This window comes from Arthrobacter sp. 05L417, assembly GCF_056397865.1.
This window is the reverse complement of sequence record NZ_JBFTOG010000008.1, coordinates 17125-42903: the sequence shown is the minus strand read 5'-3', so window position 1 is coordinate 42903 and position 25779 is coordinate 17125. Positions and strand designations below refer to the sequence as shown.

At 63.7% G+C, this 25779-nt stretch carries 21 protein-coding genes and 1 tRNA gene; 14 read left to right on the top strand and 8 right to left on the bottom strand.

All coding sequences use genetic code 11. The features are described from left to right. Positions 1–4: 4 nt before the first annotated feature. Together AC1DJW_RS08820 and AC1DJW_RS08815 are read left to right on the top strand one after the other, a co-directional pair. Entirely contained in the window at positions 5–2065 is a 2061-nt protein-coding gene (locus tag AC1DJW_RS08820) for a beta-galactosidase (RefSeq protein WP_390283443.1), read from the top strand. 29 nt (positions 2066–2094) lie between these two features. After that, on the top strand, positions 2095–2874 hold the full coding sequence (locus AC1DJW_RS08815) for a DeoR/GlpR family DNA-binding transcription regulator (RefSeq protein WP_284754107.1): 780 nt from the start codon (positions 2095–2097) through the stop codon (positions 2872–2874). Positions 2875–2884: 10 nt separating this feature from the next. Here AC1DJW_RS08815 and AC1DJW_RS08810 read toward each other — a convergent pair whose 3' ends face one another. After that, on the bottom strand, positions 2885–3904 hold the full coding sequence (locus tag AC1DJW_RS08810; protein WP_284754109.1) for a LacI family DNA-binding transcriptional regulator: 1020 nt from the start codon (positions 3902–3904) through the stop codon (positions 2885–2887). A 14-nt stretch (positions 3905–3918) separates the two neighbouring features. Further along, positions 3919–5121 carry a Gfo/Idh/MocA family protein gene (locus AC1DJW_RS08805; protein ID WP_284754111.1) on the bottom strand — a complete coding sequence of 401 codons (1203 nt, stop codon included), beginning with the start codon at positions 5119–5121 and terminating at the stop codon, positions 3919–3921. Positions 5122–5348: 227 nt separating this feature from the next. On the opposite strand from AC1DJW_RS08805, the gene AC1DJW_RS08800 reads away from it, so the two are divergent. From AC1DJW_RS08800 to aroQ, 5 genes are all read left to right on the top strand, one after another. Then, positions 5349–6290 (top strand): carbohydrate ABC transporter permease, encoded by a 942-nt coding sequence (locus AC1DJW_RS08800; protein WP_284754113.1) that lies wholly within the window; start codon positions 5349–5351, stop codon positions 6288–6290. 12 nt (positions 6291–6302) lie between these two features. Further along, complete coding sequence (locus tag AC1DJW_RS08795; protein ID WP_390283437.1) at positions 6303–7262, top strand: carbohydrate ABC transporter permease; 960 nt, start codon at positions 6303–6305, stop codon at positions 7260–7262. A 57-nt stretch (positions 7263–7319) separates the two neighbouring features. Then, a complete protein-coding gene (locus AC1DJW_RS08790) occupies positions 7320–8672 on the top strand; it encodes an ABC transporter substrate-binding protein (RefSeq protein ID WP_476901161.1) in 1353 nt (450 codons plus the stop codon). A 117-nt stretch (positions 8673–8789) separates the two neighbouring features. Further along, complete coding sequence (locus AC1DJW_RS08785; protein WP_476901160.1) at positions 8790–10997, top strand: alpha-galactosidase; 2208 nt, start codon at positions 8790–8792, stop codon at positions 10995–10997. A 97-nt stretch (positions 10998–11094) separates the two neighbouring features. Further along, positions 11095–11559 (top strand): type II 3-dehydroquinate dehydratase, encoded by a 465-nt coding sequence (aroQ, locus tag AC1DJW_RS08780; protein ID WP_476901159.1) that lies wholly within the window; start codon positions 11095–11097, stop codon positions 11557–11559. A 19-nt stretch (positions 11560–11578) separates the two neighbouring features. On the opposite strand, the gene AC1DJW_RS08775 is transcribed toward aroQ, so the two are convergent. Further along, complete coding sequence (locus AC1DJW_RS08775) at positions 11579–12763, bottom strand: MarP family serine protease (protein ID WP_390283429.1); 1185 nt, start codon at positions 12761–12763, stop codon at positions 11579–11581. A gap of 247 nt (positions 12764–13010) precedes the next feature. Between AC1DJW_RS08775 and AC1DJW_RS08770 the strand changes: the two genes are divergently transcribed. Continuing rightward, positions 13011–13688: a Crp/Fnr family transcriptional regulator gene (locus AC1DJW_RS08770; protein WP_011775987.1), complete on the top strand. Its 678-nt coding sequence runs from the start codon at positions 13011–13013 to the stop codon at positions 13686–13688. A gap of 92 nt (positions 13689–13780) precedes the next feature. Here the strand turns inward: AC1DJW_RS08770 and AC1DJW_RS08765 are convergent, their stop codons facing one another. Genes AC1DJW_RS08765 through AC1DJW_RS08755 form a run of 3 tightly spaced genes read right to left on the bottom strand, consistent with a single transcriptional unit; the run spans position 13781 to position 15404 of the window. Then, entirely contained in the window at positions 13781–14692 is a 912-nt protein-coding gene (locus AC1DJW_RS08765; RefSeq protein WP_284754141.1) for an NUDIX hydrolase, read from the bottom strand. 17 nt (positions 14693–14709) lie between these two features. Beyond that, positions 14710–15246, bottom strand: a complete 537-nt coding sequence (locus AC1DJW_RS08760) for a RidA family protein (protein ID WP_284754142.1) — start codon at positions 15244–15246, stop codon at positions 14710–14712. Between the two features lie 2 nt (positions 15247–15248). Next, on the bottom strand, positions 15249–15404 hold the full coding sequence (locus AC1DJW_RS08755) for a DUF4177 domain-containing protein (protein ID WP_009359196.1): 156 nt from the start codon (positions 15402–15404) through the stop codon (positions 15249–15251). On the opposite strand from AC1DJW_RS08755, the gene AC1DJW_RS08750 reads away from it, so the two are divergent. From AC1DJW_RS08750 to AC1DJW_RS08730, 5 genes are all read left to right on the top strand, one after another. Then, complete coding sequence (locus tag AC1DJW_RS08750; RefSeq protein WP_390283424.1) at positions 15403–17712, top strand: transglycosylase domain-containing protein; 2310 nt, start codon at positions 15403–15405, stop codon at positions 17710–17712. The genes AC1DJW_RS08755 and AC1DJW_RS08750 overlap by 2 nt on opposite strands. Beyond that, a complete protein-coding gene (locus AC1DJW_RS08745) occupies positions 17705–18667 on the top strand; it encodes a metallophosphoesterase (RefSeq protein WP_284754151.1) in 963 nt (320 codons plus the stop codon). Before AC1DJW_RS08750 ends, AC1DJW_RS08745 begins: the two co-directional genes overlap by 8 nt. A 208-nt stretch (positions 18668–18875) precedes the next feature. Continuing rightward, positions 18876–20705 (top strand): ABC transporter ATP-binding protein, encoded by a 1830-nt coding sequence (locus tag AC1DJW_RS08740; RefSeq protein WP_390283420.1) that lies wholly within the window; start codon positions 18876–18878, stop codon positions 20703–20705. Further along, the gene (locus AC1DJW_RS08735; protein WP_284754153.1) at positions 20702–22519 is read left to right on the top strand and encodes an ABC transporter ATP-binding protein; all 1818 of its coding nucleotides are present in this window, start codon (positions 20702–20704) and stop codon (positions 22517–22519) included. Before AC1DJW_RS08740 ends, AC1DJW_RS08735 begins: the two co-directional genes overlap by 4 nt. Before the next feature lie 84 nt (positions 22520–22603). Further along, positions 22604–22680, top strand: a tRNA-Pro gene (locus tag AC1DJW_RS08730). A gap of 296 nt (positions 22681–22976) precedes the next feature. On the opposite strand, the gene AC1DJW_RS08725 is transcribed toward AC1DJW_RS08730, so the two are convergent. Next, positions 22977–23240 carry a hypothetical protein gene (locus AC1DJW_RS08725; RefSeq protein WP_476901158.1) on the bottom strand — a complete coding sequence of 88 codons (264 nt, stop codon included), beginning with the start codon at positions 23238–23240 and terminating at the stop codon, positions 22977–22979. 137 nt (positions 23241–23377) lie between these two features. Between AC1DJW_RS08725 and AC1DJW_RS08720 the strand changes: the two genes are divergently transcribed. Next, positions 23378–24664 (top strand): helix-turn-helix domain-containing protein, encoded by a 1287-nt coding sequence (locus AC1DJW_RS08720; RefSeq protein WP_284754155.1) that lies wholly within the window; start codon positions 23378–23380, stop codon positions 24662–24664. A gap of 178 nt (positions 24665–24842) precedes the next feature. On the opposite strand, the gene AC1DJW_RS08715 is transcribed toward AC1DJW_RS08720, so the two are convergent. Next, positions 24843–25778 carry a phosphoribosylaminoimidazolesuccinocarboxamide synthase gene (locus AC1DJW_RS08715; RefSeq protein WP_390283563.1) on the bottom strand — a complete coding sequence of 312 codons (936 nt, stop codon included), beginning with the start codon at positions 25776–25778 and terminating at the stop codon, positions 24843–24845. Position 25779 lies beyond the last annotated feature (1 nt).

The window sequence follows — 25779 nt, the reverse complement described above, 5'->3', positions numbered from 1 at the left end:
ACGCATGGCAATGGACTACATCGTCGACAAGTTGGGCGGCCGGATCGCGTTCGGCGGCGACTACAACCCCGAACAATGGCCCGAAGAGGTCTGGAAACACGACGTCGCCCTCATGAAGGAAGCCGGGGTGAACCTGGTCAGTGTCGGAATCTTCAGTTGGGCGCTGCTGGAGCCCGAAGAAGGCCGATACGAATTCGGCTGGCTGGACAGGATCCTGGACCTGCTCCACAGCAACGGGATCAGCGTGGATCTTGCGAACGCGAGTGCCTCTCCGCCGCCGTGGTTCAGCCGGAAGTACCCCGATTCGCTCCCCGTGGATGCCGACGGCGTCCGGCAAAGTTACGGTTCCCGGCAAGCCTTCGCGGCATGCTCGCCCGACTATCGCCGGGCGGCAGCAGCCCTGACGACGGCGATAGTCGAGCGTTACGCGGGGCACCCCGCCGTCGTGATGTGGCATGTCCACAACGAGTACGGCTGCCACAACCAGCCGGACTTCGGCCCCCATGCTGAGCGTGGCTTCCAGGAATGGCTGCAGGCTAGGTACGGGAGCCTCGATGCGCTCAATGAGGCCTGGGGCACGGCCTTCTGGTCCCAGCATTACTACGACTGGGCCGAGATCCTCCCGCCGCGCCGCTCCGGAACGTGGGTGAACCCCACCCAGCAACTGGATTTCGCGAGGTTCTCCTCAGATGCCCTTCTCGAGTGTTTCACCGCGGAGGCAGAGATCATCAGGGCGCATTCGAAGCACCCCGTGACCACCAATTTCATGGGCTTCAACATGGGCCTTACCGCCCCTGTGGACTATTGGCGCTGGTCCGGACACATGGATGTCGTGTCCAATGACCACTACCTGATCGCCGCCGACGAACGGAACTTCCAGGACCTGGCCATGACGGCGGACCTCACCCGCGGCTGGGCACAGGGCAAACCATGGCTCCTGATGGAACACTCCACTTCGGCAGTCAACTGGCAGCCCCGCAATGTGGCCAAAGCCCCGGGCGAAATGCTGCGCAACTCCCTGCAGCACGTGGCCCGCGGAACCGACGGCGTGTTGTTCTTTCAATGGCGTGCCTCCCGCGCCGGGGCCGAAAAGTACCACTCCGGACTGGTCCCCCACGCCGGCCGCGACAGCAAGGTGTGGCGCGAAGTGGTGGAGCTGGGACGGGCGCTCGAAAGCATTTCGGAGGTGGCCGGCTCCACGGTCCAGGCCGAAGCCTGCATCATCCACGACACCGACGCCCGCTGGGGCACCGAACTGGACTCGCACCCCAGCGAGGACGCCCGGAACCTCCCGGAAACGCGGCGCTGGCACGATGCCCTCTACCGGGCAGGCGTCACCACGGACATCCAGCAAAGCACCGATGACCTCTCCGGCTACAAACTGGTGATCGCGCCCATGCTGTACCTAGTCACGGATGAGTCCGCCGCGAAGCTCCACGAGTATGTCGAAGCCGGCGGAACCCTCGTGATCACGTATTTCTCCGGGATCGTTGACCAGAACGACCACATCCGGATGGACCCGGTCAACGGCGGGGGTTATCCGGGCGCATTCTCCGAACTGCTGGGCGTGAGCATGGAGGAATTCTTCCCCCTGCGCTCCGACGATACGGTGGGCTTGAGCCGCTTCGGCTCCGGGTCACTCTGGAGCGAGCTGGGGAAAGCAACCGGGGCGGAGGTTCTTGCCACGTTCGGCGCCGGCGCAGGCATGAGCGGCGCGGGCACCGGCGTCGACGGCTCGCCCGCGGTGACCCGCCGGGCGGGATCTGCCGGACGCGGTGCCGCCTACTACGTGGCCACCAGCCTGGGCCGCGGAGGGCTGGCCGAACTGGTCCAGCTCCTCTGCTCCGACGCCGGGGTGGAACCGGTCCTGGGCGTTCAGCCCCCGGAGGACGTGGAAATCGTCCGCAGGAGTAACGGCACCAAGGACTGGACTTTCGTCATCAACCACAGTGCGCGGGACGCTGAGGTGACGCTCGACGGCGTCGAGCTCCTCAGCGGGACACCCACCGGAGGTACGCTGAACCTTACTGCCGGAGGCGTCGCCGTCGTCGCCACTCCCGCCTAACCACCCGCCGTCCCTCCAGAAAGGCTCCGATGCTTCAGGCAGCCCGCCACACCGCCATTGTCGACGCCGTCCAGCGCGAACGGGTTGTCCGTGTCTCGGATCTCGCGCAACTGCTGGGCGTCTCAGCCATGACTGTTCGGCGCGACATCGAGTCGCTTGAGGAGTCCGGGCTCGTCGAGCGTATCCATGGCGGGGCCAAGATACCCGGCGATGCCCGGACCCACGAGCCCGGCTTTGAGCTGAAATCGACCCAGCTGATCGAGGAAAAACACGCGATCGCCGTCGAGGCCGCCACCCTGGTCCACGAGGGCATGGCTGTGGGCCTGAGCGCCGGAACCACCACCTACGAGCTCGCCAAGGTACTCCTGGAAGGTCCGCGGATCACGGTGGTGACGAACTCCATCAGGATTGCGGATCTCTTCCACAATGCCTCGGGTTCGCGGGAGGGTTTCCCGGTCATCGTGACGGGTGGCGAGCGCACGCCGTCGGACGCTTTGGTGGGTCCCATCGCGACGGCCGCGCTGAAGCAACTGCACTTGGACACGCTGTTCCTGGGCGTCCACGGCATGGACGCGGACGCCGGGTTCACCACCCCGAACCTGCAGGAAGCCGAAACCAACCGGGCGTTCATCAGTGCGGCCCGCAACGTGGTGGTCTTGGCGGACCACAGCAAGTGGGGAACGGTGGGCATCGCCTCGATTGCCCAGTTGGAGGAAGCCGACGTGCTCGTGACGGACTCGCATCTCGGCGAGGATGCCCGGCGCATCCTCGCCGACGGCGTCGGGAAGCTCAGGATCGCAGCTCCCTAGCGGGAAGGCGTTACGGGCACCCGCACGATTGGCGGATCCGCAATTGCGTGGGGAAGACCCTGTGCTGCGGGGGTTCGTTGCGATTCTCGCCCACCAGCGCGGACACTGCCGCCTCCGCCATCTCCCACACCGGCTGCTCCACGGTGGTCAGGGCCGGCCAGCTGTACTCCGCCTCAACCGAGCCGTCAAAGGACGCCACGGCGATATCCTCCGGAACGGATAGACCTGCCTCGCGGATTGCCCGCAGAACCCCGATTGCCTGCATATCGGAGCTGGCGAAGATCGCCGTCGGGCGGTTGTCCGCGGCCAGGAGCTGTTGTCCGGCAGCGTAGCCCCCGGGTCGGTCGAACCCGCCGCGGGCGAGCGGCCCAACAGGGAGTCCGGCAGCTTCGAGCGCCCGCCGCCACCCCTCCTCACGCCCATCGGCCTCGTTGTCCGCTGTGATGCCCATGGCAAGTCCGATATTGGTGTGTCCGTGGCCGATCAAATGTTCCACGGCAAGGCGGGCTCCGGCTTCGAGGTCCACGCCAACGCTATTGAATCCAGGAGCGATCGAGGCATGGTTCAGCAGCACCGAGGGGATTTCCGCGCCGACAAGCTCCAGTAGATCGGGTTCGAACATGACGCTGGCCAGGACCACTCCATCAACCTGCCTGGCAGCGAGGTTGCGGATGTGGCGGCGTTCGGATTCCAGTTTGTTGTCGGAATTCGTCAACAGAAGGGCATATCCGCGCTCGGCGGCCGCCACTTCCACAGCGTGTCCCAGCAGCGCCCAGAACGGGTTGCTGGAGTCCGGAATCACCAGGCCGAGGGTTTGGTTGGACCCCATTTTGAGCGCTCGCGCGGCGGCATTCGGGCGGTACCCCAGGATCCGGATGGCGTCCTGGACCTTCGCTTCCGTCGCCGGCGCCACTTTCTTGGGGCCACCGTTCACCACATAGCTCACGACGGCGGTGCTCACCCCGGCGTACCGGGCCACGTCTTTGCGCGTCACCGGTCCGCGCGGGGTGTGCACTGCCGAACTAGTCATGATGATCATGCTAACTACAAAGCCTCGGGCGCATCTCCAAAGTCCGTGATGGGGAGGCGTTCGCCGCCGCGGAGCGCGGACTCGTGAGCCACGACGCCGGGGAGCGTGAAGCGGGCGGCCACCCACGCGTTGACCGGCGGAAGGCTTCCTTTGTTCACGGCTGTGACGAAGTCGTCCACGAGGAACTGGTGGCTGCCTTCGTGCCCGGTCGGAGCTCCCTCGAATTCAACGGGGAGCCGGCCGGCGTCGTGCACCGGAGCGAGGCCGGAGATGAAGGCACCGCGGAGTTCGGGGGCGACGTCCGCCAAGGAGGGGTCATCCGCCGACATGCTCGGCTTGGTCTCCACCTGCTCGGAGACGTCCAGGACTCCCTCCTTGTCCTGCCACAGCGTGGTTGTGGCCAACTGCTCGAAGCTTGCCTCCGTGCCGAAGAAACGGAAGCGCGATTCGCGGATGTGCGAGGGGTAGCCCACGCGGCGCATCTCGTTGGTGCGCATCACGCCGCCGTCGTTCATTTCGAACAGCGCAGTGGCGTTGGAGAAGTCATTGTCGAACATGCTGACTTCCTTGTCGAAGACGCCGTCGCCGCGATCGTCCTTGACGCCGATGCAGCTGACGCTCACGGCGTGGCCCGGTATGGCGCCCAGCACGCCTCCGATGGCGTGCGTCGGGTACAGCATGGGCGGGTAGCTGGCGGTTGCTTTCCAGTTTTCGCCGCCGCTGTACTGGTAGGCCTCGTAGAAGCCCAGGTCCATGTCGTGGACGTAGTCGCCTTCGGTGTAGAAGATGCGGCCGAACTTGCCGGCGGCGTGTTGCTTGCGCGCATAGACGGTTGCGGGGTTGTAGAAGCTGGTCTCCCCCATGGCGTAGACAAGTTTGGTCTCACGCACGGCTTCGATGATTCCGGCGATCTGTTCCTCGGAAATTGCCATCGGAACAGCCGAATAGACGTGCTTTCCGGCGCGCAGCGCCTTGATCACCAAGGGCCCGTGCGTCCAGCGCTGCGTGAAGATGGCGACGGCGTCGACGTCGGACGCCAGCAACTCGTCGAAACTGCCCATGGTGCCGTCGAGCCCCAGCTGTTCAACAGCTTTGGACGCCCGTTCAGGGAGCTCGTCCACTGCGTAGACAGCGGAAACCCCGGGGTGGAGCTTGAAGAGGTGGGCGAATTGGCCGCCGAACTGGCCAAGGCCTACTACTCCCATTGAAAACGTCATTGTTAGCCCTTCGATTCGGGTTGATGGCTTCAGAATGCCCTCGCCCGCCCGGAGAGGCTCGACGAGTGACTCATGCCAGTGAATCACTAGGATCTACTCGAGTCAACAAAAAGCAATAAATCCAAAATAATCGAACAAAACTTCACAAAATTACTTGACCCCTTCAGATCTACTCGTGTAGATTCACATCAGTTGTAACCCACATCACAGTCAGGAAAGGGTCGAAGATGACCACCCTTGCCAAACAAGCGGAACCCGCCGCACCTCCCCAACCGGGCAAACCATCCAAGTTCGGCATCCGCCGGATCGGTGACTTGAAGATCGCATTGCTCTTCATCTTCCCGGCGATGATCGGCTTTGTTCTTTTCTTCCTCGTCCCCACCATCCGGGGCATCTACCTCAGCTTCACCGAGTACAGCATCCTCGGCGATCCCACCTGGATCGGCCTGAAGAACTACACGACGATCTTCAGCGACGACCTGTTCTGGAACGCCATGGCCGTCACCGTGCAGTACGTGGCACTGAACATCGGTTTCCAGACCGTGATCGCCATCGGGCTCGCGCTCCTCATGCACCGCGTGGCCAAATCCACCTTCATTCGCGGTGTCCTGCTGCTCCCGTTCCTGGTGGCCAATGTGATCGTTGCGCTGCTCTGGTTCTGGATGCTGGACTACCAGCTGGGCATCGTGAACGAAGTCATCAGCTGGCTAGGCCTGCCGCGCATCGCCTTCTTCGGCAGCGATCAATGGGCCATTCCCACCATCGCCTTCGTCAACGTGTGGCGGCACATGGGTTACACGGCCCTGCTGATCTTCGCCGGCCTGCAGGCCATACCCAATCACGTCTATGAGGTGGCCAACCTTGATGGGGCCTCCCCCACCCGGACGTTCTGGAGCATCACCATGCCGCTCCTTCGCCCGGTGCTGGTCCTGGTCCTCGTGGTCACGGTCATCGGTTCATTCCAGGTCTTCGACACCGTGGCCGTGACGACCGGAGGCGGACCCGTCAATGCCTCCCGGGTCATCCAGATGTACATCTACCAGAAGGCCTTCGGCGAGTCCGATTTCGGCTACGCCTCAGCGCTGTCCGTCATTCTCTTCATCATTCTCGCCCTCGTGGCCTTCATCCAGATGAAGTTCCTCAAGGGCAATGAGACGGACCTGGACTAAGGAAACCCCGCCATGAGTACCTCCACCAATTCCCGCCACTCGCGAGAGTCCGCCACCGCCGTCGTAGGCTCCCCGCGATCACGCCGCCCCCGCACGAAACCCGTGAACTGGCGCCGCGCAGGCGCTTGGGTCCTCGTAGTGATCGCCGTCGTGGTCACCATCGCTCCGTTCCTCTGGATGCTCCGGACGGCATTGTCCAGCAACCATTCGTTGGCCTCGAACGCCGGCAACCTTCTTCCGGCCGACTTCAGCTGGGGCGCGTTCCAACGAGTCTTCGGCTTGCAAAGTCCTGAGCAGGCCATCGCCGAAGGCGGGTCCGGGGCCGACATCAACTTCTGGCTCTACCTGCGCAACTCGATCATCTTCGCCACCATGACTACCGCAGGCCAGGTGTTCTTCAGTGCGATGGCCGCCTACGCCTTTTCCAGGCTGCGCTGGCCGGGCCGGAACAAGGTCTTCGCGATCTTCCTGGCCACCATGATGGTCCCGCCGATCTTCACCGCCCTGCCCAACTTCCTGATGATCAAGAACCTGGGCCTGCTCAACACCTTCGCCGGACTGGCACTGCCCTTCATGTTCATGACGCCCTTTGCCATCTTCTTCCTGCGCCAGTTCTTCCTGAGCATGTCCCGCGAAGTGGAAGAGGCCGCCATGCTCGACGGCGCCAAGCACCTCCGCATCTTCTTCCAGATCGTGATCCCCAACGCCGCAGCACCCCTGGCCACCCTGGCCCTGCTGACCTTCATCGGTCAGTGGAACGAGTACTTCTGGCCACTCCTGGTAGGCCAGGACGAGAATGTCCGCGTCCTCACCGTGGGCCTGGGCGTCTTCAAGTCCCAGTCCCCGCAAGGGGCACCGGACTGGAGCGGGCTCATGGCCGCCACCCTCGTGGCAGCGCTGCCCGTCCTGATCCTCTTCATCGCCTTCGGCAAGAAGGTGGTCAACTCCATCGGATTCTCCGGCATCAAGTAAGTCATCTTTCTCCCCAAGCGCCGCCCCGTTCTATCGCAACCCCCTGAAAGGTCCACCATGAAGAAATCCATTGGCACCGTCGCAGCTGCCGTCACCGTCGCTGTCGCGGCCGCGCTGTCACTCTCCGCCTGTGGCGGCTCCGCCCCCGCCTCCAGCGAAGCCAAGGGCGAGATCAACTACTGGCTGTGGGACGCCAACCAGCTCCCGGCTTACCAACAGTGCGCGAGTGACTTCACCAAGGCCAACCCGAATATCACCGTCAAAATCACCCAGCGCGGCTGGGACGACTACTGGACCACCCTGACCAACGGCTTCGTGTCTGGTACCGCCCCTGACGTCTTCACCGACCACCTGTCCAAGTACCCGGAGTTCGCTTCCAAGAAGCAGCTGCTGGCCCTCGACGACGCCGTAGCCAAGGACGGCGTCAAACTGGACAGCTACAACAAGGGCCTGGCCGATCTCTGGGTGGGCCAGGACGGCAAGCGCTACGGCCTCCCGAAGGACTGGGACACCATCAGCCTCTTCTACAACAAGGCCATGACCGACTCCGCCGGCATCACTGCCGAGCAGATGGCAAAGCTGGATTGGAACCCCAAGGACGGCGGCAGCTACGAAAAGACCATCGCCCACCTGACCGTAGACAAGAACGGCAAGCGCGGAGACGAAGCCGGCTTCGACAAGAACAACGTGGCCGTCTACGGACTGGGCTTGGAGTCCTCCGGCTCCGGTCAGGGCCAGACCCAGTGGAGCTTCCTCGCGGCCACCACCGACTGGACCGCTACCGACAAGAACCCGTGGGGCACGAAGTTCAACTACGACGACCCCAAGTTCCAGGAAACCATCTCCTGGTGGGCCGGACTGGCCGACAAGGGCTACATGCCCAAACTCGAAACAACGGTAGGCGCCAGCGTTTCGGACAACTTCGGTGCAGGCAAGGCCGCCATCAACACCAGCGGCTCATGGATGATCGGCCAGTACACCGGATACAAGGGTATCCAGACTGCCATCGCCCCCACCCCGACGGGACCGGACGGCAAGCGCGCGTCCATGTTCAACGGCCTGGCCGACTCCATCTGGGCCGGAACCAAGAACCCCGCAGCAGCCACCAAGTGGGTCGAATACCTTGGTTCCTCAGCCTGCCAGGACGTCGTCGCCAACAAGGCCGTCGTGTTCCCGGCGATCAGCACGTCCTCGGACTTGGCCGCCAAGGCGTTCGCGGCCAAGGGTGTTGACGTCTCCGCCTTCACCCAGCAGGTCAAAGACGGCACCACGTTCCTCTTCCCCATCGCGGACAAGGCTGCCAAAGTTGACGGCATCATGAAGCCCGCAATGGACGCAGTACTAAGCGGCAAGAAGCCGGCCAGCTCGCTCTCCGATGCCAACAACCAGGTCAACAACCTCTTCAAGTAACACCAGCCCCGCCAAACCAGTCCGGGCGCCGCCGCTTCACTCCTTTGACGGCGGTGCCCGGACTCTCCACTCCCTCCCAACGCGACACACAACGACTCCCTGAAAGTGAACCAGCCCATGGACCCGCTCCACCTCCGTTCCGCCGGCACAAGCCTCGTGGTCAGTTTCGATAACGGAGAGGCCGAAGTCATCCACTGGGGTGCCGATCTCGGCAGCACCCTTCCGGACCTCGCGATCCTGGGCGAACCCATCCCACACTCGGCCGTCGATGCCAACGTACCGGCGGCCCTCCTCCCGCAAGGTTCGTCCGCATGGCGGGGCCGTCCGGGCCTCCGGGGCCAGCGAATCGCCGACGGCGTTCCGGGACTGGACTTTTCGCTCCGGCTTCGCGTGGTGGAAGTACAGGCTGTCGGCAGCTCCGCCGTCGCCTCCGCAGTGCCCGTTCCCTCTGCAGTGATTGTCCAGAAGGATCCCGACGCCGGAATCACCGTGACGTCCACCCTCACCCTTCACCCCGGCGGCCTTCTCGAGCTGCGCCACACTGCCGTCAACGACGGCACGTCCCCCTTCCAGCTCGACGAACTGGCCACCGTTCTCCCGGTGGGGCCCGACGCCGTCGAACTCCTTGACCTCACCGGGCGCTGGTGCCGCGAACGGCACCCACAGCGCCGGTCCGTCCAACAAGGGACGTGGGTACGCACGGGACGCCACGGCCGCACGGGGCACGACTCCTCGTTGCTTTTCGCGGCGGGTACCCCTGGATTCGGCAACCGCCATGGGAAGGTCTGGGCCACCCACTTGGCGTGGAGCGGCAACCACGAACAATTCGCCGACACCGTGGCCGACGGCCGCACGATGATCGGCGGCTCCGAGCTCCTGGGGCCCGCCGAAGTGGTGCTCCAGCCCGGCGAGGGCTACACCACACCCGCGCTGTTTGCCGCCTACTCTGACCGCGGCCTGGACGGCATCAGCGAAGCCTTCTACAGCTGGTTCCGGTCCCGCCCGCACCATGTCCTTCCCGCGGTTTCCACGGGACTCCCCGCCGGCAAGCCCCGCTCCGTGGTCCTCAACACGTGGGAGGCCGTGTACTTCGACCACCGGCTCGACGCCCTGATCGAGCTCGCCGAGTCCGCTGCTGAGCTGGGCGTTGAGCGCTTCGTGCTCGACGACGGGTGGTTCCGCGGGCGCCGCGACGACCATGCCGGCCTGGGCGATTGGTACGTCGACGAAAGCCTTTGGCCCGACGGGCTGACGCCGCTCATCGAGGCCGTGAACTCCCACGGCATGGAATTCGGGCTCTGGGTGGAACCGGAAATGATCAACCTGGATTCCGATGTTGCCCGGGCGCACCCCGACTGGATCGTGGGCCCTGCGGCCATCTCACACAAGGACGGCGGCCGCCTCCCCCTTGAATGGCGCCACCAGCACATCATCGACCTCGTCAACCCGGCGGCCTGGCAGTACGTCTTCGAGCGGATCGACGCCCTGCTGGGGGAGAACGACATCAAGTACCTCAAATGGGACCAGAACCGGGACCTCACCGAACACGGCCATGCAGGCCGCGCATCCGTGCATGCTCAAACCCTGGCTGCCTACCGGCTCTTCGACGAGCTCCGAAAGGCCCACCCCGGCGTCGAAATCGAAAGCTGCTCCTCCGGCGGCGCCCGCGTGGACCTCGGCATCCTTGAGCGGACCGACCGGATCTGGGGATCGGATTGCAACGACGCCCTCGAGAGGCAGACCATCCAGCGCTGGACCGGCGTCGTGGTTCCGCCGGAACTGGTGGGCGGGCACATCGGCCCCACCACTTCGCACACCACGGCCCGCACCCACGATCTCTCCTTCCGCGCCATCACTGCGATGTTCGGGCATTTCGGCATGGAATGGGATGTCCGCCAAGTGCAGGGCGCCGAACGCGAGGAACTCAAGCGCTTCATCGGCCTCTACAAGGAGCACCGCGGGCTCATCCATAGCGGCCGGATGGTCCGTGCGGACGTGCCGGACGACTCGATCATGCTGCACGGTGTGGTGTCCGACGACGGCGACGCTGGCTTGTTCGCCGTCGTCAGCACCCGGACGTCGTTCGCAGAACAACCCGGCCGCGTCGCTATTCCGGGCCTCGACCCCGAGCGTTCCTACATGGTGCAGGCCATTTTCCCGGCCCCCGTCGACGCCGACTACGCCCGCACCTTCACCCAGGTGCAGCCGCCCGCATGGCTGCCATTCGGGGCTCAGGCGAGCGGTCGGTTCCTGGCAGAAGTCGGGCTCCCGATGCCAGTCCTGAACCCGGAACACGCCCTGCTGCTCCGCACTACTGCGGTGTAGCTGTTGTTTGGTGGTTCTTACGCTGTCCAGCGCCGCGGCGCAGCAGGGCAGCGTAAGAAACGCCGGACAGGCTCGGCGCACCGATAGATTGGGAGTCATGACTGAAGCTCCCACCGCCACCGAAGCCGGTCGCGGCACCATCCTCGTCCTCAACGGCCCCAACCTGAACCTGCTGGGCACGCGCGAGCCGGAAAAGTACGGCACCTCCACTTTGGCCGACGTCGAGCAGCTCGCCATGGCCGCCGCCGAGGCCAACGGCTTCACGGTTGACTGCGTCCAGTCCAACCACGAGGGCGACCTCCTGGACGCCATCCACGGCGCCCGCGGGACCGCCGTCGGGATCGTCATCAACGCGGGTGCTTACACGCACACGTCCGTGGCGCTGCGGGACGCCCTTGCAGCAGTGCAGCTTCCCGCCGTCGAGGTCCACATCACCAATGTGCACCAGCGCGAGGAATTCCGCCATCACTCCTACCTGTCCCCGGTGTGCTCCGCAGTGATCGTCGGCGCAGGAGTCCAGGGCTACAAGCTGGCCATCGACTACCTCACCACCGCGGTCTAGATCCTCGGACTGGGCAGGGTTACTTCTTGGTGCACTGGCCCGACGACACTGCCGCGCTCAGGGACGGTGCCTGCTGGGCCACGGGCGAGAGCTCTTCCATGGTGAGGGCGTAGCCCACTGCCACATCCGAAGTGGTCTTGGCGAACACTACGCCGGCAACCTGTCCCTGGGTCGTCAGAAGCGGACCGCCCGAATTGCCAGGCTGCACGTCTCCTGCAAGCTTGTAAACCTGTTCCGGAGAAGGATTGTTGCCGTAAATGTCCGGGACCAGCAGGGTCGAGATGCCTTCCACCGCGGCTGGTTTGGACTGGAACGGACCGCCGTGGGGGTAGCCGGCGAAGGCCGCGGGTGAGCCGGCCGGAAGGTCGGCGCTCAACTGCAGCGGCGCCGTCGGGAGACCGTCGACGGCGACCACGGCCAGGTCGCGTTGGCTGTCGAAGTAGACCACACGCCCCGGCATTGCGCCGCCGTCGGGGATTTCCACTACAGGCTGCGACACGCCGGCCACTACGTGCGCGTTAGTGACCACCCGGCCAGGGGAGACCACAAAGCCGGAGCCCGTCTGGTTCTGGCCGCATTGGTAGGCAGTGCCGGCGATCTTCAGCACGGAATGGGCCGCATTGTTGAGGGCAGGAGTGTCCGTGCTGGTGTTCGGAATGGGCACAGGAGCCACGGGGCCGATGCCCTCGATGAGCTGGGGGATGCCGTTGCCCATGACCGTGGAACGCAGTTGCGCCACGCCGGCCTTGACGGGTGTGGGCGTCATGGTGTCGATAAAGCGAATCACCTTGGAATCGGCCAGTTGCTGCGAAACGAGCGGCACACCCAAGGAGCCGATGCTGAACGCCAACATGGACATGACCAGCGCGGCGACAACCAGGCTGACGAAACCGCCCAGCAGGCGGTCGAGTGCGTGGAGTGGCTGGATGCGCACGGCTTTGCGGACCTTCTGGCCGATCCAGGTGCCAAGACCGTGCCCCAGAACAATGAGCACTACGGCCGAGCCGATAATGGCGGTCAGTCTCCAGCCGCTGTCCTTGACCCAGTCGCCGACGAGCGGGACCGCGACAAAGGCAGCCACTGCTCCTACGGCGAAGCCGGCGATTCCGCCGAGCGTCACGAAGAAGCCGTTGCGCAGTCCGTAGATCAGGTAGGAAAGAAGCGTCAAAATCAACGCCAGGTCCAAGATGGTCAAGCCGAACACCAAAGCTCCTCACAGCCGAGTAAGCCCCAATTGTAGTTGCACAGACTGACAGCTTCCCTTCGGATGCAAGCTGTCATCCAGATCGCGAAGCCGCTGCCGAGCAGGGCATTCCCGGCGAGTTGGGGCGCGATTTTGTGCCTCTTCCGCGTGATTTAGGGCGTTTCGGCTGCCAAGTACGTCACAGACGCGACAAAATTCTGAAACAATGGCTGAAGCGCCCCAGCCGAACTTTTACTCAGGAGATTTCATGGATATCGAGGTATTGCGCCGCGCACCCCTCTTCGCCACCCTTGACGACGACGCTTTCCGTCTGCTGACGGACGAACTCACAGAGGTGGACCTTTCACGCGGAGCGTCTGTTTTCCGCGAGGGAGATCAGGGTGACCAGCTCTACTTCATCGTGTCCGGCAAGGTTAAGCTCGGCCGCACCTCTCCGGATGGCCGCGAATCCCTCTTGGCCATCCTCGGCCCGGGCGAGCTCTTCGGCGAAATGGCCCTGTTCGACCCCAGCCCGCGCACCGCAACGGCCACCGCCGTTTCCGAGACCCGCCTGGCAGGACTGAAGAACGAAAGCCTCAACGCCCTGCTGCGCACCCGTCCTGAAGTGTCCGCACAGTTGCTGCAGGCACTCGCCCGCCGCCTGCGCCGCACCAACGATTCCCTCTCCGACCTCGTGTTCTCGGACGTCCCGGGCCGCGTCGCCAAGGCCCTGCTGGACCTCGCGGACCGCTTCGGCCGGCCCGCGACCGACGGCGTCCTGGTGGCCCACGAACTCACGCAGGAAGAACTGGCCCAGCTGGTCGGAGCCTCCCGCGAGACGGTCAACAAGGCCCTCGCCGAGTTCGTCCAGCGCGGCTGGCTCCGCCTCGAAGCCCGCGCAGTAGTCATCCTGGACATGCAGCGCCTCCGCCAGCGCTCGCGCTAATTTCCTGCGAAACGGAAAATGCCTGGCGACCCCGGAATTCCGGAGTCGCCAGGCATTTTTCGTTTCGCCAGCGGATGCGCGTCGCCGCGTCGTCAGCGCTCCCGCTGCGGTTCGCCTGAAACCGTGCGGGCCGCTTCGACTTCGAGCATGAGTGCGCCATCCTCTTGGACAAGCCGCGGCTGGTACATGTGCGGTTTGCGTTTGTAGCTGAGGTACGCAATGCAACCCTGGGCAGCGGCCATCTTTTCGAGGATGATCTCCGAGCCCGGCACCAGCAATTGGCCCAAAGCCAAGCCGGCTGTGTTTTCCTGGCCGATTTCGTCCCCAAGCGCAGTGGTCTCGCGCTCGGCCATGAGTTTGGAAACGCACACCCAGCGCCCCCAGACTCCCTTGCTCACCAGCAGCGAGGGCTGCTGGTTAACAGGAAGGGTGGCCGCGAAATAGCGGGTGTTGAAGCGCCGGTGCGCAAAGTCCGGGCTGAGCCAGTTGACGAGCGGCTTGAGCAGGTCAGTCCGCAACGACAAGCCACGCTTGGCCAGGACATCCGTGAACGACTTGTCCTGCGCAGCTACGGCCTCGCGGGCCTTCATCCACTCGGGAGTGGACGTTGCCTCCACTGTGGAGGACAGGTCCGGGCCGGCCAGCAGCACGCCGGTTTCCTCGAACAGTTCGCGGATGGCGCCCACCACGTGGCGGCGCGCAAGTCCGACGTCGGCGGTCCCTAGCGCCTCAGCCCAATGCTGAGGCGAGGGGCCGAGCCAGCCGAGGGCGTCGTCGTCGCTGGGTTCAAGCGATCCGCCGGGAAACGCGACAACACCCAGCGGCGAGGAACCGGGACGGTAACCCATCCACGTTTCCAGGCCGGTAGGCGAGTCCCGGAGCAGTACAACAGATGATGCAAAACGCGCGGCGCGGGGGACCCGTTCGCCGAGCTCAAGCCAATTCCGTGCAGCCCCTTCTAGTTCAGGGGGTAACGCAAACAGGCGTCGGGCTAGTTGTGGCAATTGAGTGAACCGGTTCCTTAGCTGAATTCAGCGATCAACTCGACCTCAACGGGAGAGTCGAGCGGAAGGACCGCAACGCCGACGGCGGAACGCGCGTGCTGCCCTTTGTCGCCGAAGACACGCCCGAGAAGCTCGGATGCACCATTGATTACACCGGGCTGGCCGGTGAAGGAGGTATCGGAGGCCACGAAGCCGACCACCTTCACGATGCGCGTAATGCGGTCGAGGTCTCCGATGACGCTCTTGACGGCAGCCAAGGCATTGACCGCACAGACGGCTGCATACATTTGCGCGTCTTCCGGAGACACGGTGGGCTCATCCGAAAGGCCTTCTTCACCGCTGGAGACTTTGCCCGTAGCTTCGAGTTTGCCGTTAATAAAGGGCAGCTGTCCGGAGGTGTACACGTGGTTGCCGGAGACGATGGCCGGAACGTAGGCGGCAACCGGAGCGGCAACAGCCGGCAGGGTCAGTCCCAGTTCGGCAAGGCGCTGCTCGACGGCGGATGCCGGAGCTGTGGAATCCGCGCCAACGGTGGCTTCTGCGGGGGTTGTCATTGTTACTGCTTCTCCCTCTTCAAGTATGCAACAAGTCCGTTTCCATCGGGTCCGGGAACAACCTGGACAAGCTCCCAGCCGTCCTCTCCCCACTGGTCCAGGATCTGCTTTGTGGCGTGAATGATGAGCGGAATCGTCGCGTACTCCCATTTGGTCATGAAAGAAAGACTAGCCCTTGCCGGTAAAGTGGAGAACATGGTGACTCGTAGGAACCCTCTATTCGACACTGCCACCACTCTTGGAAAGATCCTCGGATTCCTTGGTGTGAGCGCTATTTGTGGTGTCCTGGTGGCGGGCTTGCTCGTCCCCGCGGCCGCCGTTTCAGGCAGTGCGGCGAGTGGGTCCATTCAGTTCTTCGACACGCTGCCGGCGGAGCTTCAGGTGAACCCGCCCAGCCAGGCGACCACCATCCTGGCGGCGGACGGTAGCCAGATCGCCTCGATCTACTCCGAGAACCGCACGCGGGTCACGCTCGACCAGATGAGTCCTTTCATCAAGGACGCGATCGTCTCGGTCGAAGACAGTCGCTTCTACGAGCACGGCGGCATCGACGCCACCGGCATCATGCGGGCGATCGTCAGCACGGCTCGCGGCCAAAAGCAGGGTGCTTCCACCATCACCCAGCAGTACGTGAACAACGTCATCAACGAGTCGCTCGTGTCCCAGGGCCAGTCGGCCGACGTCAAGCTCAATGGCGTCAACAAAGGCGTCGGCGACAAACTTCGGGAAATGAAGCTGGCCATCGCGCTGGAGAAGAAGTTCTCCAAGCAGCAGATCCTTGAGGGTTACCTCAACATCGTCTTCTTCAACAAGGACGCCTACGGCATCGAGGCCGCCTCGAGGCTCTTCTTCAGCACAAGCGCCAAGGACCTCACGTTGCCGCAGGCCGCCTTGCTGGCCGGCGTCGTCAACAGCCCGTCCTACTACGATCCGGTCACCAACCCGGACCACGCGAAGCAGCGTCGCGACCTGGTGCTCGGCCTCATGCTGGACCAGGGAAAGATCAAGAAGGCTGACTACGACGCCGCCATCGCGACGCCGGTCACCACCAAGGTCACGCAGCCTCGCCAAGGTTGCCCTTACTCCCCCACCGCTGCGTATTTCTGCGACTACGTGCTGCATTTGCTCTACAACAACCCGGCCTACGGCGCGACGCTCGACGACCGCGTGAACCGCGTCTCCCGGGGCGGCCTGACCATCCAAACCACTCTGGACCCCAAGGCACAAGCCGTGGCCCAAACCCAGGTTGACGCTTCCGCTGGCGCCAATCCGGACAAATGGGGCGCTTCCTTGGTGTCGGTCCAGCCTGGCAGCGGCAAGATCATCTCGATGGCACAAAACACCGTCTGGTTTCCCACCGCGGGGAAGTTCGATCAGACACAGAACTTCAACGTCGACAAACTCGACGCCAACGGCAATGACCTCAACGGCCTAGGCGGCTTCCAGCCCGGTTCCACCATGAAGCCCTTCACCTTTGCCGAATGGTTGAACGAGGGCAAGTCCATGAACACCGTGCTGGACGGTACCGTCCGGCGTTATTCGCCGAACTTCCCCTGGAAGAACACGTGCCCGACACCTGAAGACGGTTTCTACGACAGCACCGTGGCGGGCAGCTTCGACCTTCAGAACGCCGAAGGCGGTTACTACAAGCCCATGACGGTGGTCGATGGTTTGGCCAACTCCATCAACACCATGACCTTTGCCACCGCCGCACGGGTTGATCTGTGCGGCATCCAGAAGATCGTCGATGCTGTTGGCATCCACGGTGGCCTCCCCAATTCAACTACCGGCGACCCGAATCCCAAGATTCCCATGACCCGTTTGTCCAACCTGATTGGCGCCACGCAGACTTCGCCGCTCACCATGGCCAGTGCCTTCGCCACCTTTGCGAACAACGGCACATACTGCGAGCCGATCGCCATCACTTCGGTGACCGACCAGACGGGCGCCAAACTTCCGGCCCAGTCCACGAGTTGCAGAAGTGCGGTCACCCCTGAGGTTGCTCACGGCGTTGCTTACGCCATGCAAGAGGTTCTGAACAAGGGTTCCGGCTCGCTGATCCAGCCGCGTATTTCCACCAAGACCAACTTTCCCATCGCGGCCAAGACCGGAACCAACGACGTCAACAGCTCAACGTGGGTTGCCGGTTACACCTCCGGCCTCGCGACAGCCACCTGGTTTGGCGATCCGCTGGGCAACCAGCAACGGCCAGGCCAAAATGTGACGATCAATGGAAAGTTCTACCAAGGCATTGACGGTTACATGATCGCCGGGCCGCAGTTCTCCAACTACATGACCCAGATTGCACCTGCCTACGGCACCAACCCGTTCCCGGCCCCGCCCTCGAACCTCCTCGACCCGCCGGGGTACAAGACTTCGACTCCGAGCAACAACGCTCCGAGCAACACGACTCCGAGTACCCAGCCGAGCAGCAACGGGAACGGCAATGGAAAAAAGAATGGCTAGCGGCTCCAAGCCCATCATTGAATCGCTGGCAAGCCGCGTCCGAAGGATCGGACGCGGCTTTGCCGTAGCTGCAGGAGCGGGCGCAACCGCTGGTGTTGCGGGCCTCGCTTATGGCCTCTGGGAGAAGAACCAGTTCGTACTCCGCGAGGAGACCCTTCCCATCCTCCCGGCAGGCTCGTCTCCCCTCCGGGTTCTGCACATAAGCGACATCCATTTCGTACCGAGCCAACGCAAGAAGGCCGAATGGCTGCGTTCGCTCGCGACGCTTGAACCCGACCTCGTAGTGAACACGGGTGACAACCTCAGCCACCCCCACGCCGTCGTGCCGCTGCTGGATGCACTGCGGCCGCTATTGAAGTTCCCGGGCGTCTTTGTTCCGGGCTCCAACGACTACTACGCCCCGCGGTTCAAGAACCCGGCCGCGTATTTCCTCGGCCCGTCACGCCTCAGTGACAATCCCCTCGAGCTTGACTGGCCACGCCTTCGTTCAGGTTTCGGGATGTCCGGCTGGATCGACCTCACCAACAGGCATCAGTCCCTGCCCATCAACGGGATCCGCTTCGATTTCTCCGGAGTGGACGATCCCCATCTGAATCGGGAGCGCTACGCCGGCTGGCCACGCGGTACCGCCGGACAGGACTCCCGCCCGCATCTGCGCGTTGCAGTGATCCACGCCCCCTACCAACGGGTCCTTGACCATTTCACGAACGACTCAGCAGACCTCATCCTCGCTGGCCACACCCACGGCGGCCAGATCTGCATCCCCGGCTACGGCGCCTTGGTTGCCAATTGCGATCTCCCCACGTGGCGCGCCAAGGGCCTAAATGATTGGGAAAACAACGGACGCACGACGCCGGTCAACGTCTCAGGCGGCATCGGCACCTCACGCTTCGCTCCGGTCCGGATCGCGTGCAAGCCCGAAGCCGTATTGCTGACACTGACAGCGCGCCAATAGCCATCGCCAGCACGGGACATGCGCATCCCGCCGCACCAAAGCTGGGCATGTCCGGGGAGGGGTAGTTCCGAATACCTCGTATCACGCAACGCAATGGTGCTGGGAATCCCGTTACGCGATGGCATAGGGTAGTTGCTATAGGAAACTACCTCCGTGCGTCGCGCCGGGCAGGCGCGGAACGCCGGGACAAAGCTGTTGAGAAGCGGGCATGGCCAAACAGACTTCATTCTTCACCTCCGTCAAACGTCTCTATCCGCACGTCAAACCGATCCTTCCCCGGCTTTTCATGGGGCTGGTCAGCGCTTTGCTGGCCAGCATCATGGCGCTTGCCATCCCACAGGTGCTGCGGGTCCTGATCAACGGCTCCCTCCACCCTGGCGGCCCCACCAACGCTGTCTGGATTGCCGCCGCCGTGGTCCTGGCACTCGGTATCGCAGAAGCCGGGCTCGTGGCGCTTCGGCGCCAGTTCGTCATCAACCCCGCAACCACGGTGGAATCGAGGATGCGGGTGTCCCTCTATGGGCATCTGCAGGACCTCACCGTTTCCTTCCATGACCGTTGGGGTTCGGGGCAGCTCCTGTCCCGCGCGATGACGGACTTGAACTTCCTGAGGCGTTGGATGGCATTCGGCGCGATCATGCTGGTGGTGACCACCTTGACCGTGGTGATCGGCGTCGTGGTTATGTTCGCGATGAGCTGGCAGCTGGCTTTGATCTTCCTGGCCGCCGCGGTGCCCATCATGGTCTATTCCTTCCGTTTCCGCCGCCGCTTCAGCCTGGTGACCCGGCTCAGCCAGGACCAGGCCGGCGACCTCGCCACCACGGTTGAGGAGTCCGTTCACGGCATCCGCGTGCTCAAGGCGTTCGGCCGCAGCCGCGAAGCGCTGGAGAACTTCAATGAACAGGCCGAGGAGCTGAGGCAGACCGAGATCGCCAAGGCCAAGCACCAAGCCACCTTCACGCTTGTGGTGACACTGCTGCCCGAGCTGGCGCTCGGCGTCGGGCTCGTGGCGGGCGTCCTGCTCGTCTCCATGGGCCAACTCAGCATCGGTTCCCTCGTTGCCTTCTTCGGCACCGCAGCGGTGGTCGCGGCACCGGTGGAATTCTCGGGGACCCTCCTGGCCATGGCATTGACCGCCAAGACTGCCCTCGACCGCCATTTCGAGGTCATGGACACGCCCAACACCATCACCAGTCCGGCGAACCCCAGAACACCCAAGGAACTTCGTGGGGCCTTGAGCTTCAAGGCCGCCGGTTTCGGTTTCGACGACGGCGCGCGGCTCCTGCACGACGTCACCCTGGACATCAGGCCCGGCGAGACCATGGCCCTGGTGGGCATTACCGGCAGCGGAAAGAGCGCCTTGCTCCAGCTGGTCCCCCGGCTCTACGACGTGAGCGAAGGATCCGTGACCATCGACGGCGTGGACATTCGCGACTTCAGCGTCGAGCAGCTGAGGACGGTCGTGGCGGTCGCCTTCGAGGACACCACCCTGTTCTCCAGCTCGGTCCGGGACAACGTGCTGCTCGGCGCTCCCGACACGTCCGAGGAAGCCCTTGAGGAAGCGCTCGACGTCGCGCAGGCGCACTTCGCGTATTCGTTGCCCGACGGCGTCGGGACCCTCATCGGCGAGGAAGGCCTGAGTCTTTCCGGCGGCCAGCGGCAGAGGATCGCCCTGGCCCGGGCCATCGCCGCCAAGCCCAAGGTCCTCGTGCTGGATGATCCGCTATCGGCCCTGGACGTGAACACGGAGGAACTCGTCGAAGCCAGGCTCCGCGAAGTCCTCCGGGACACCACCACGCTCATCGTCGCGCACAGGCCCTCCACCGTGGCCCTGGCCGACCGCGTCGCGCTACTCGAAAACGGAAGCATCACCGCCGTCGGAACCCATACCGAGCTGTTGGCCAACAACGCACACTACCGCTACGTGATCGCGAGCCTCGACGCCGGTCCGAAGGACCTCGACCTCGAACTCGATGAACTAGAGCACGAGCTGGATTCGGAACAGCACATGGACCAAGCCGGGGAGGGCCGCCGATGAGCACGTTCGGTACCGCCAATGAAGACAACGCCCACCTGAGCCGCAGCGACAGCAAAGCAGTACGACGGCGGTCGGTCGCCTTGCTGGGATCGCTCATCCGCCCGGTGCGGTTGCGGTTCTGGCTGACGCTCGGCATGGTGGTTCTTTCCCAGGCAACCCGGGTGGCGGGGCCGGCGATCATCGCTTTCGGCATCGACCACGCCCTTCCCTCGCTGCTCGCCGGGAACAACATGCCGGTGGTCCTGGCAGGCGTCCTGTATCTGACGGCGGCCGTCGCAACGGCGGTTTTGACGGCACTCTACGTCACATCCACGGCGAAGCTGAGCCAATCCATGCTCCTGGACCTGCGGCTCCGGGTCTTCCGGCACACCCAGCGGCTTAGTTTGGAGTTCCACGAGAAGTACACCTCGGGCCGGATCATCGCGCGCCAGACCTCGGACCTTGAGGCGCTGCGTGAACTCCTCGATTCGGGCGTCAGCTCGCTGGCATCCGGGATCCTGTTCATGCTCTTCACGGCATGTACCGTATTTGCGCTCGACTGGCGCAGCGGACTCCTCATGCTCGCCACGGGCGTGCCCGCCTACTTCCTTGCCCGCTGGTACCAGAAGCACTCGCAGATCGCCTTCCGCGAATCGCGGGTAGTGTCGGCGAGGCTGATTGTGCACTTCGTGGAGACCATGACCGGCATCCGGGCCATCAAGGCCTTCCGCAAGGAGCCGGAGAACGCCCAGCGCTACGCCGAACTCTCCGAGGACTACCGCAAGGTCACGGTTCGCTCCATCAACCTCAACGGCGTCTTCCAACCGGGCTTGGTCCTGATCGGCAACGTGTGCGTGGCAGTGGTCCTGCTGTTCGGCGGCTTCCGGGTGCTCTCCGGCGACCTGGCGGTGGGTGTGCTCCTGGCACTGATCCTTTCCACAAAGCGCTTCTTCCAGCCAGTGGACCAGATGGCCATGTTCTACAACTCCTTCCAGAGCGCCCAGGCTGCGCTCGAGAAGGTCTCCGGCCTGCTCGAAGAAGTTCCGACCGTCCGGCCGCCCAAGAACCCCGTACCCTTGCCCCATGCCCGCGGCGAAATCGACTTCCGTGGCGTCGAGTTCGGCTACGGCAACGGCAAGGTGGTTGTCCCTAAGCTGGACCTTCACATTCCCGCAGGACAGACCATAGCGCTCGTCGGACAGACCGGCGCCGGCAAATCGACCTTCGCCAAGCTGATCGCCCGCTTCTACGACGTCACCGAAGGATCCTTGACCCTCGACGGCGTCGACCTCCGGGAGCTCTCGACGGCGGACCTGCGACGCGCCGTCGTGATGGTCACCCAGGAAGCCTTCCTCTTCAGCGGCTCGGTGGCAGACAACATCGCCTTGGGGCGGCCTGAGGCTACCCGCGCCGAGATTGAAGAAGCTGCCCGGGCAGTGGGGGCACACGACTTCATCTCCGCCTTGCCTGACGGCTACGATACCGACGTTAACAAGCGCGGCGGCCGGGTCTCCGCCGGGCAACGGCAATTGATCGGCTTTGCCCGGGCGTTCATTGCCGCCCCCGCGGTACTCATCCTGGACGAGGCGACGTCGTCCTTGGACATTCCTTCCGAACGGCTCGTGCAGGCCGGTCTCAGCAGCCTGCTGTCCGGAACGGATTCCGAGCGCACCGCGATCATCATCGCCCACCGGCTCTCTACGGTGGAGACCGCCGACCGGGTGTTGGTGGTGCACGAGGGACGCATCGTGGAAGATGGCACGCCTGCCGAGCTCATCGGCGGTGGAGGACGCTTCGCCCGCCTACACGGCGCCTGGAAGGACTCGCTGGTCTGAGGCAGTTGCCCTCTGGGAGGCTTCCTTCGATTTCGCATCCGGGGAGGGATCGGCTATTCTTGAACAGTTGCTTTCGCAGCGGATCGGGATGTAGCGCAGCTTGGTAGCGCGCTTCGTTCGGGACGAAGAGGTCGCAGGTTCAAATCCTGTCATCCCGACCAAAAAGTAGAAGGCCTTCCACTCGGAAGGCCTTCTACTTTATTTAACGAGCTTTTCCACGGTCGCCGAAATCGCGAGAAACATTCCCCTGACCGGTTTTCCTCGCCCGGCCCAAGGTTTAGAGACAAGTGTTGTTAACAACCCCGGCACAATGACTCCGGGGTATATCACGGGCCAGGCGGATCCTCGCGCAAAAGAAATCCCCGGTGTGTCGATTTCAGACAACCGGGGACTTCTTCACTTCATTTGAATTACCCGGCGGCTGCCGGGTTCGCCGGGAGCCGCCGTGGAGCCTCAGCTACACGGGATCGGGCCAGTTACCGATAGCCTGCGATACCCGCATGGGATCAGGCCAGTTGCCGATGGCTTGGGAGACCACACTCATCGGGTCGGTCCAGTTACCGATAGCCTGCGAAACCCTCATCGGGTCGGGCCAGTTACCAATGCTGAGCACCGTGCTGACGGTGTCTGCCACAGGGGCTGCGGAAACGACGGCTGGCGCCGCGGCGGAGAATGCAAGAGCGCCGGCCAAGGCCACTGCTGCAGCAATCTTCTTCAACATAATTTTTCCTCAATGCGAGTCGGATTCGTTACGGAAATTACGCGGTCCCTGTTGACATTCATTGTAAAATGTTTTCCACAGCGACTGTCAAGCTTTGGGGTAAAGACAGCGCAAAGACAAGCCTCTAGGAGGAACCTGTGGGGAACGGATTCGGAGAAAAGCTCCGTGCCGAACGGCTCGAACGTGGGCTGACCCAGGCTGAATTGGGCAGGGACCTTTACTCACCGAGCTACATTTCACTTCTTGAAACCGGCCGGCGGGAGCCCACGGCCGAAGTCATTGAAGAACTCGCCCGCCGTCTGGAACTGGCTCCAAAAGCCCTGGAAGCCTGGAGCCAGCCCGTATCCGTCAGTGACGCCGAATACGTGCTCGCCGGGTTGTACGCCAGGCAAGCCTGGGACCTCAGGGACTACCCGCTCGCCGCAAGCCACGCATCAACCGCCGCCCAGATCGCGCTCGAGGCAAAGAACACCAGCGCTTGGTGGAACATGACCTACATGCAGGCCGAATGCCTCATGAAGCAGGGGCAGCTCAAGGAGTGCCAGCAGATCATCCAGCATCTCCTGGAACATCCCATGGCGACGGAATCTGCGGGCCTGGGAGTCCGCGCCCGCCAGATGCTCGCCGCTGTCTGCCACGGACAAGGGCAGCTGGCCACCGCCGTGGAGCACGCCAAGGAAGCCGTGAGGCTTTCCGAGCAGCTGCCCAAAGGCTCAACATTGATCATCGGGGCGCACAGGGCACTGATCGGAGCGCTGGCCGAGAGTGGCAGGTTGGACGAGGCCTGGACGTATTGCCAGGCCATGAACAACCAGATGGACGACCATTCGATGTCACAGCTCGCGGGCGAAGTCGCCTGGGTGGTCGGAAACGTGGCATTCATGCGCCACGACTACGTGGAAGGCATCAAGCATCACGAGCGCGCCGCCAAGTTGCTCTCCCCCGCCAATGACATAGAGCTGTGGGCCCGCTTCAACAAGGCGTCCGCGGCTGTCCGCCTCTCCTCGGGAATCGTGGAGCCGGAGACGCTTTCGGCCATCGAACGCGCCGAACTCGCCCTGTCGATTGTGGGCGGAAACAAGACGGACCAGTTGGAAGTTGCCTTTATCCGCGCCCGCTGGCTCTACCTGACGGGCGACATCCCGGCAGCCATCACCAAGTTGCGCGAAATCCATGCGGACCGCGACGTCCTCGCCCGGCACACCGCAGGTGAAGTCGCTTTCCTCCTCGGCAAAGCGCTCAAGGCGGCCGGTGAAAACAAGGACGCACTGGAACATCTCGAAGAAGCCCAACGCGATTTCACAGCTGCGGGCGCAGCCGACCGCGTCCAGCAGGCCATGGACTCTGTGCTGGAGATCCGGCTGGCCGAGCGTCGGGCGGCGTCCGGCCATGGCGGGAGCGCGCAGTCTTCCCGCGCAAGCTAGCGGCGAACCCAACTAGCTAACAGTTGTTGTCGTTTAGCCGCCGCTAAACGACAACAACTGCGGGGGCCCACGCCGCCAGGGTTCCCTGGCCGTGGGGCCACACCGGCGAGGGCCCCGGCCTGAGCTTGCGAAGGCTGGGAGCCGGTGGGGACTTGCGAGGCGAGGGTGGCGGTGGGGATCAGATGAAAGTCCGGCCGGTCAGCTTCTCGTAGGCTTCCACATAGCGGGCGCGCGTCTTCTCGACGACGTCGGCCGGCAGCGCGGGCGGCGGGGTGTCACTCGAGCGGTCCCAGCCCGATTCCGCAGAGGTCAGCCAGTCACGCACAAACTGCTTGTCGAACGACGGCTGCGCCTTCCCGGGCTCGTACGTGGAAGCGTCCCAGAACCGCGAGGAGTCCGGCGTCAGGACTTCGTCGCCCAAGGTGATGACACCCGTGTTCACATCGATGCCGAACTCAACCTTCGTGTCGGCCAGGATGATGCCGCGGCCGCGGGCGATCTCTTCCGCACGGGTGTAGATCTTCAACGTGAGTTCGCTCAGGCGTGCGGCGATATCGTCGCCCACCATCGCGACGACGTCGTCGTAAGTGATGTTCTCGTCGTGCTCGCCGACCTCAGCCTTGGCAGAAGGCGTAAAGATGGCATGATCAAGGCGCGAGCCGTCAACCAGGCCCTCGGGCAAGGGGATGTCGCAGACGGTGCCCGATTGGCGGTACTCGGCCAGGCCGGAGCCTGTGAGATACCCGCGGGCGATGCATTCCACGGGAAACATCTCCAGCCGTTTGCAGATCATCGCGCGGCCCTCAACTTCTGCGGGCACACCGTCGGCGGCCGTGGACGCGAGGACGTGGTGCTCCACGCCAAGCTGTTCGAACCACCACAAGCTCAGCTGCGTGAGGACCCGGCCCTTGTCGGGGATCTCGCTGCTCAAGACGTGGTCGTAGGCGCTGATGCGGTCGCTGGCCACTACCAGGACGCGGTCCTGGCTGGACTCGGCCCCGCTGAAATCGTCCGCGGGAACGTAGAGGTCACGGACTTTGCCCGAGTAGAAGTGCTTCCACCCCGGGAGATCGAGGGTTTCGGTCTGCAGGCCGTTGGCGTTGCTTTCGGGCATG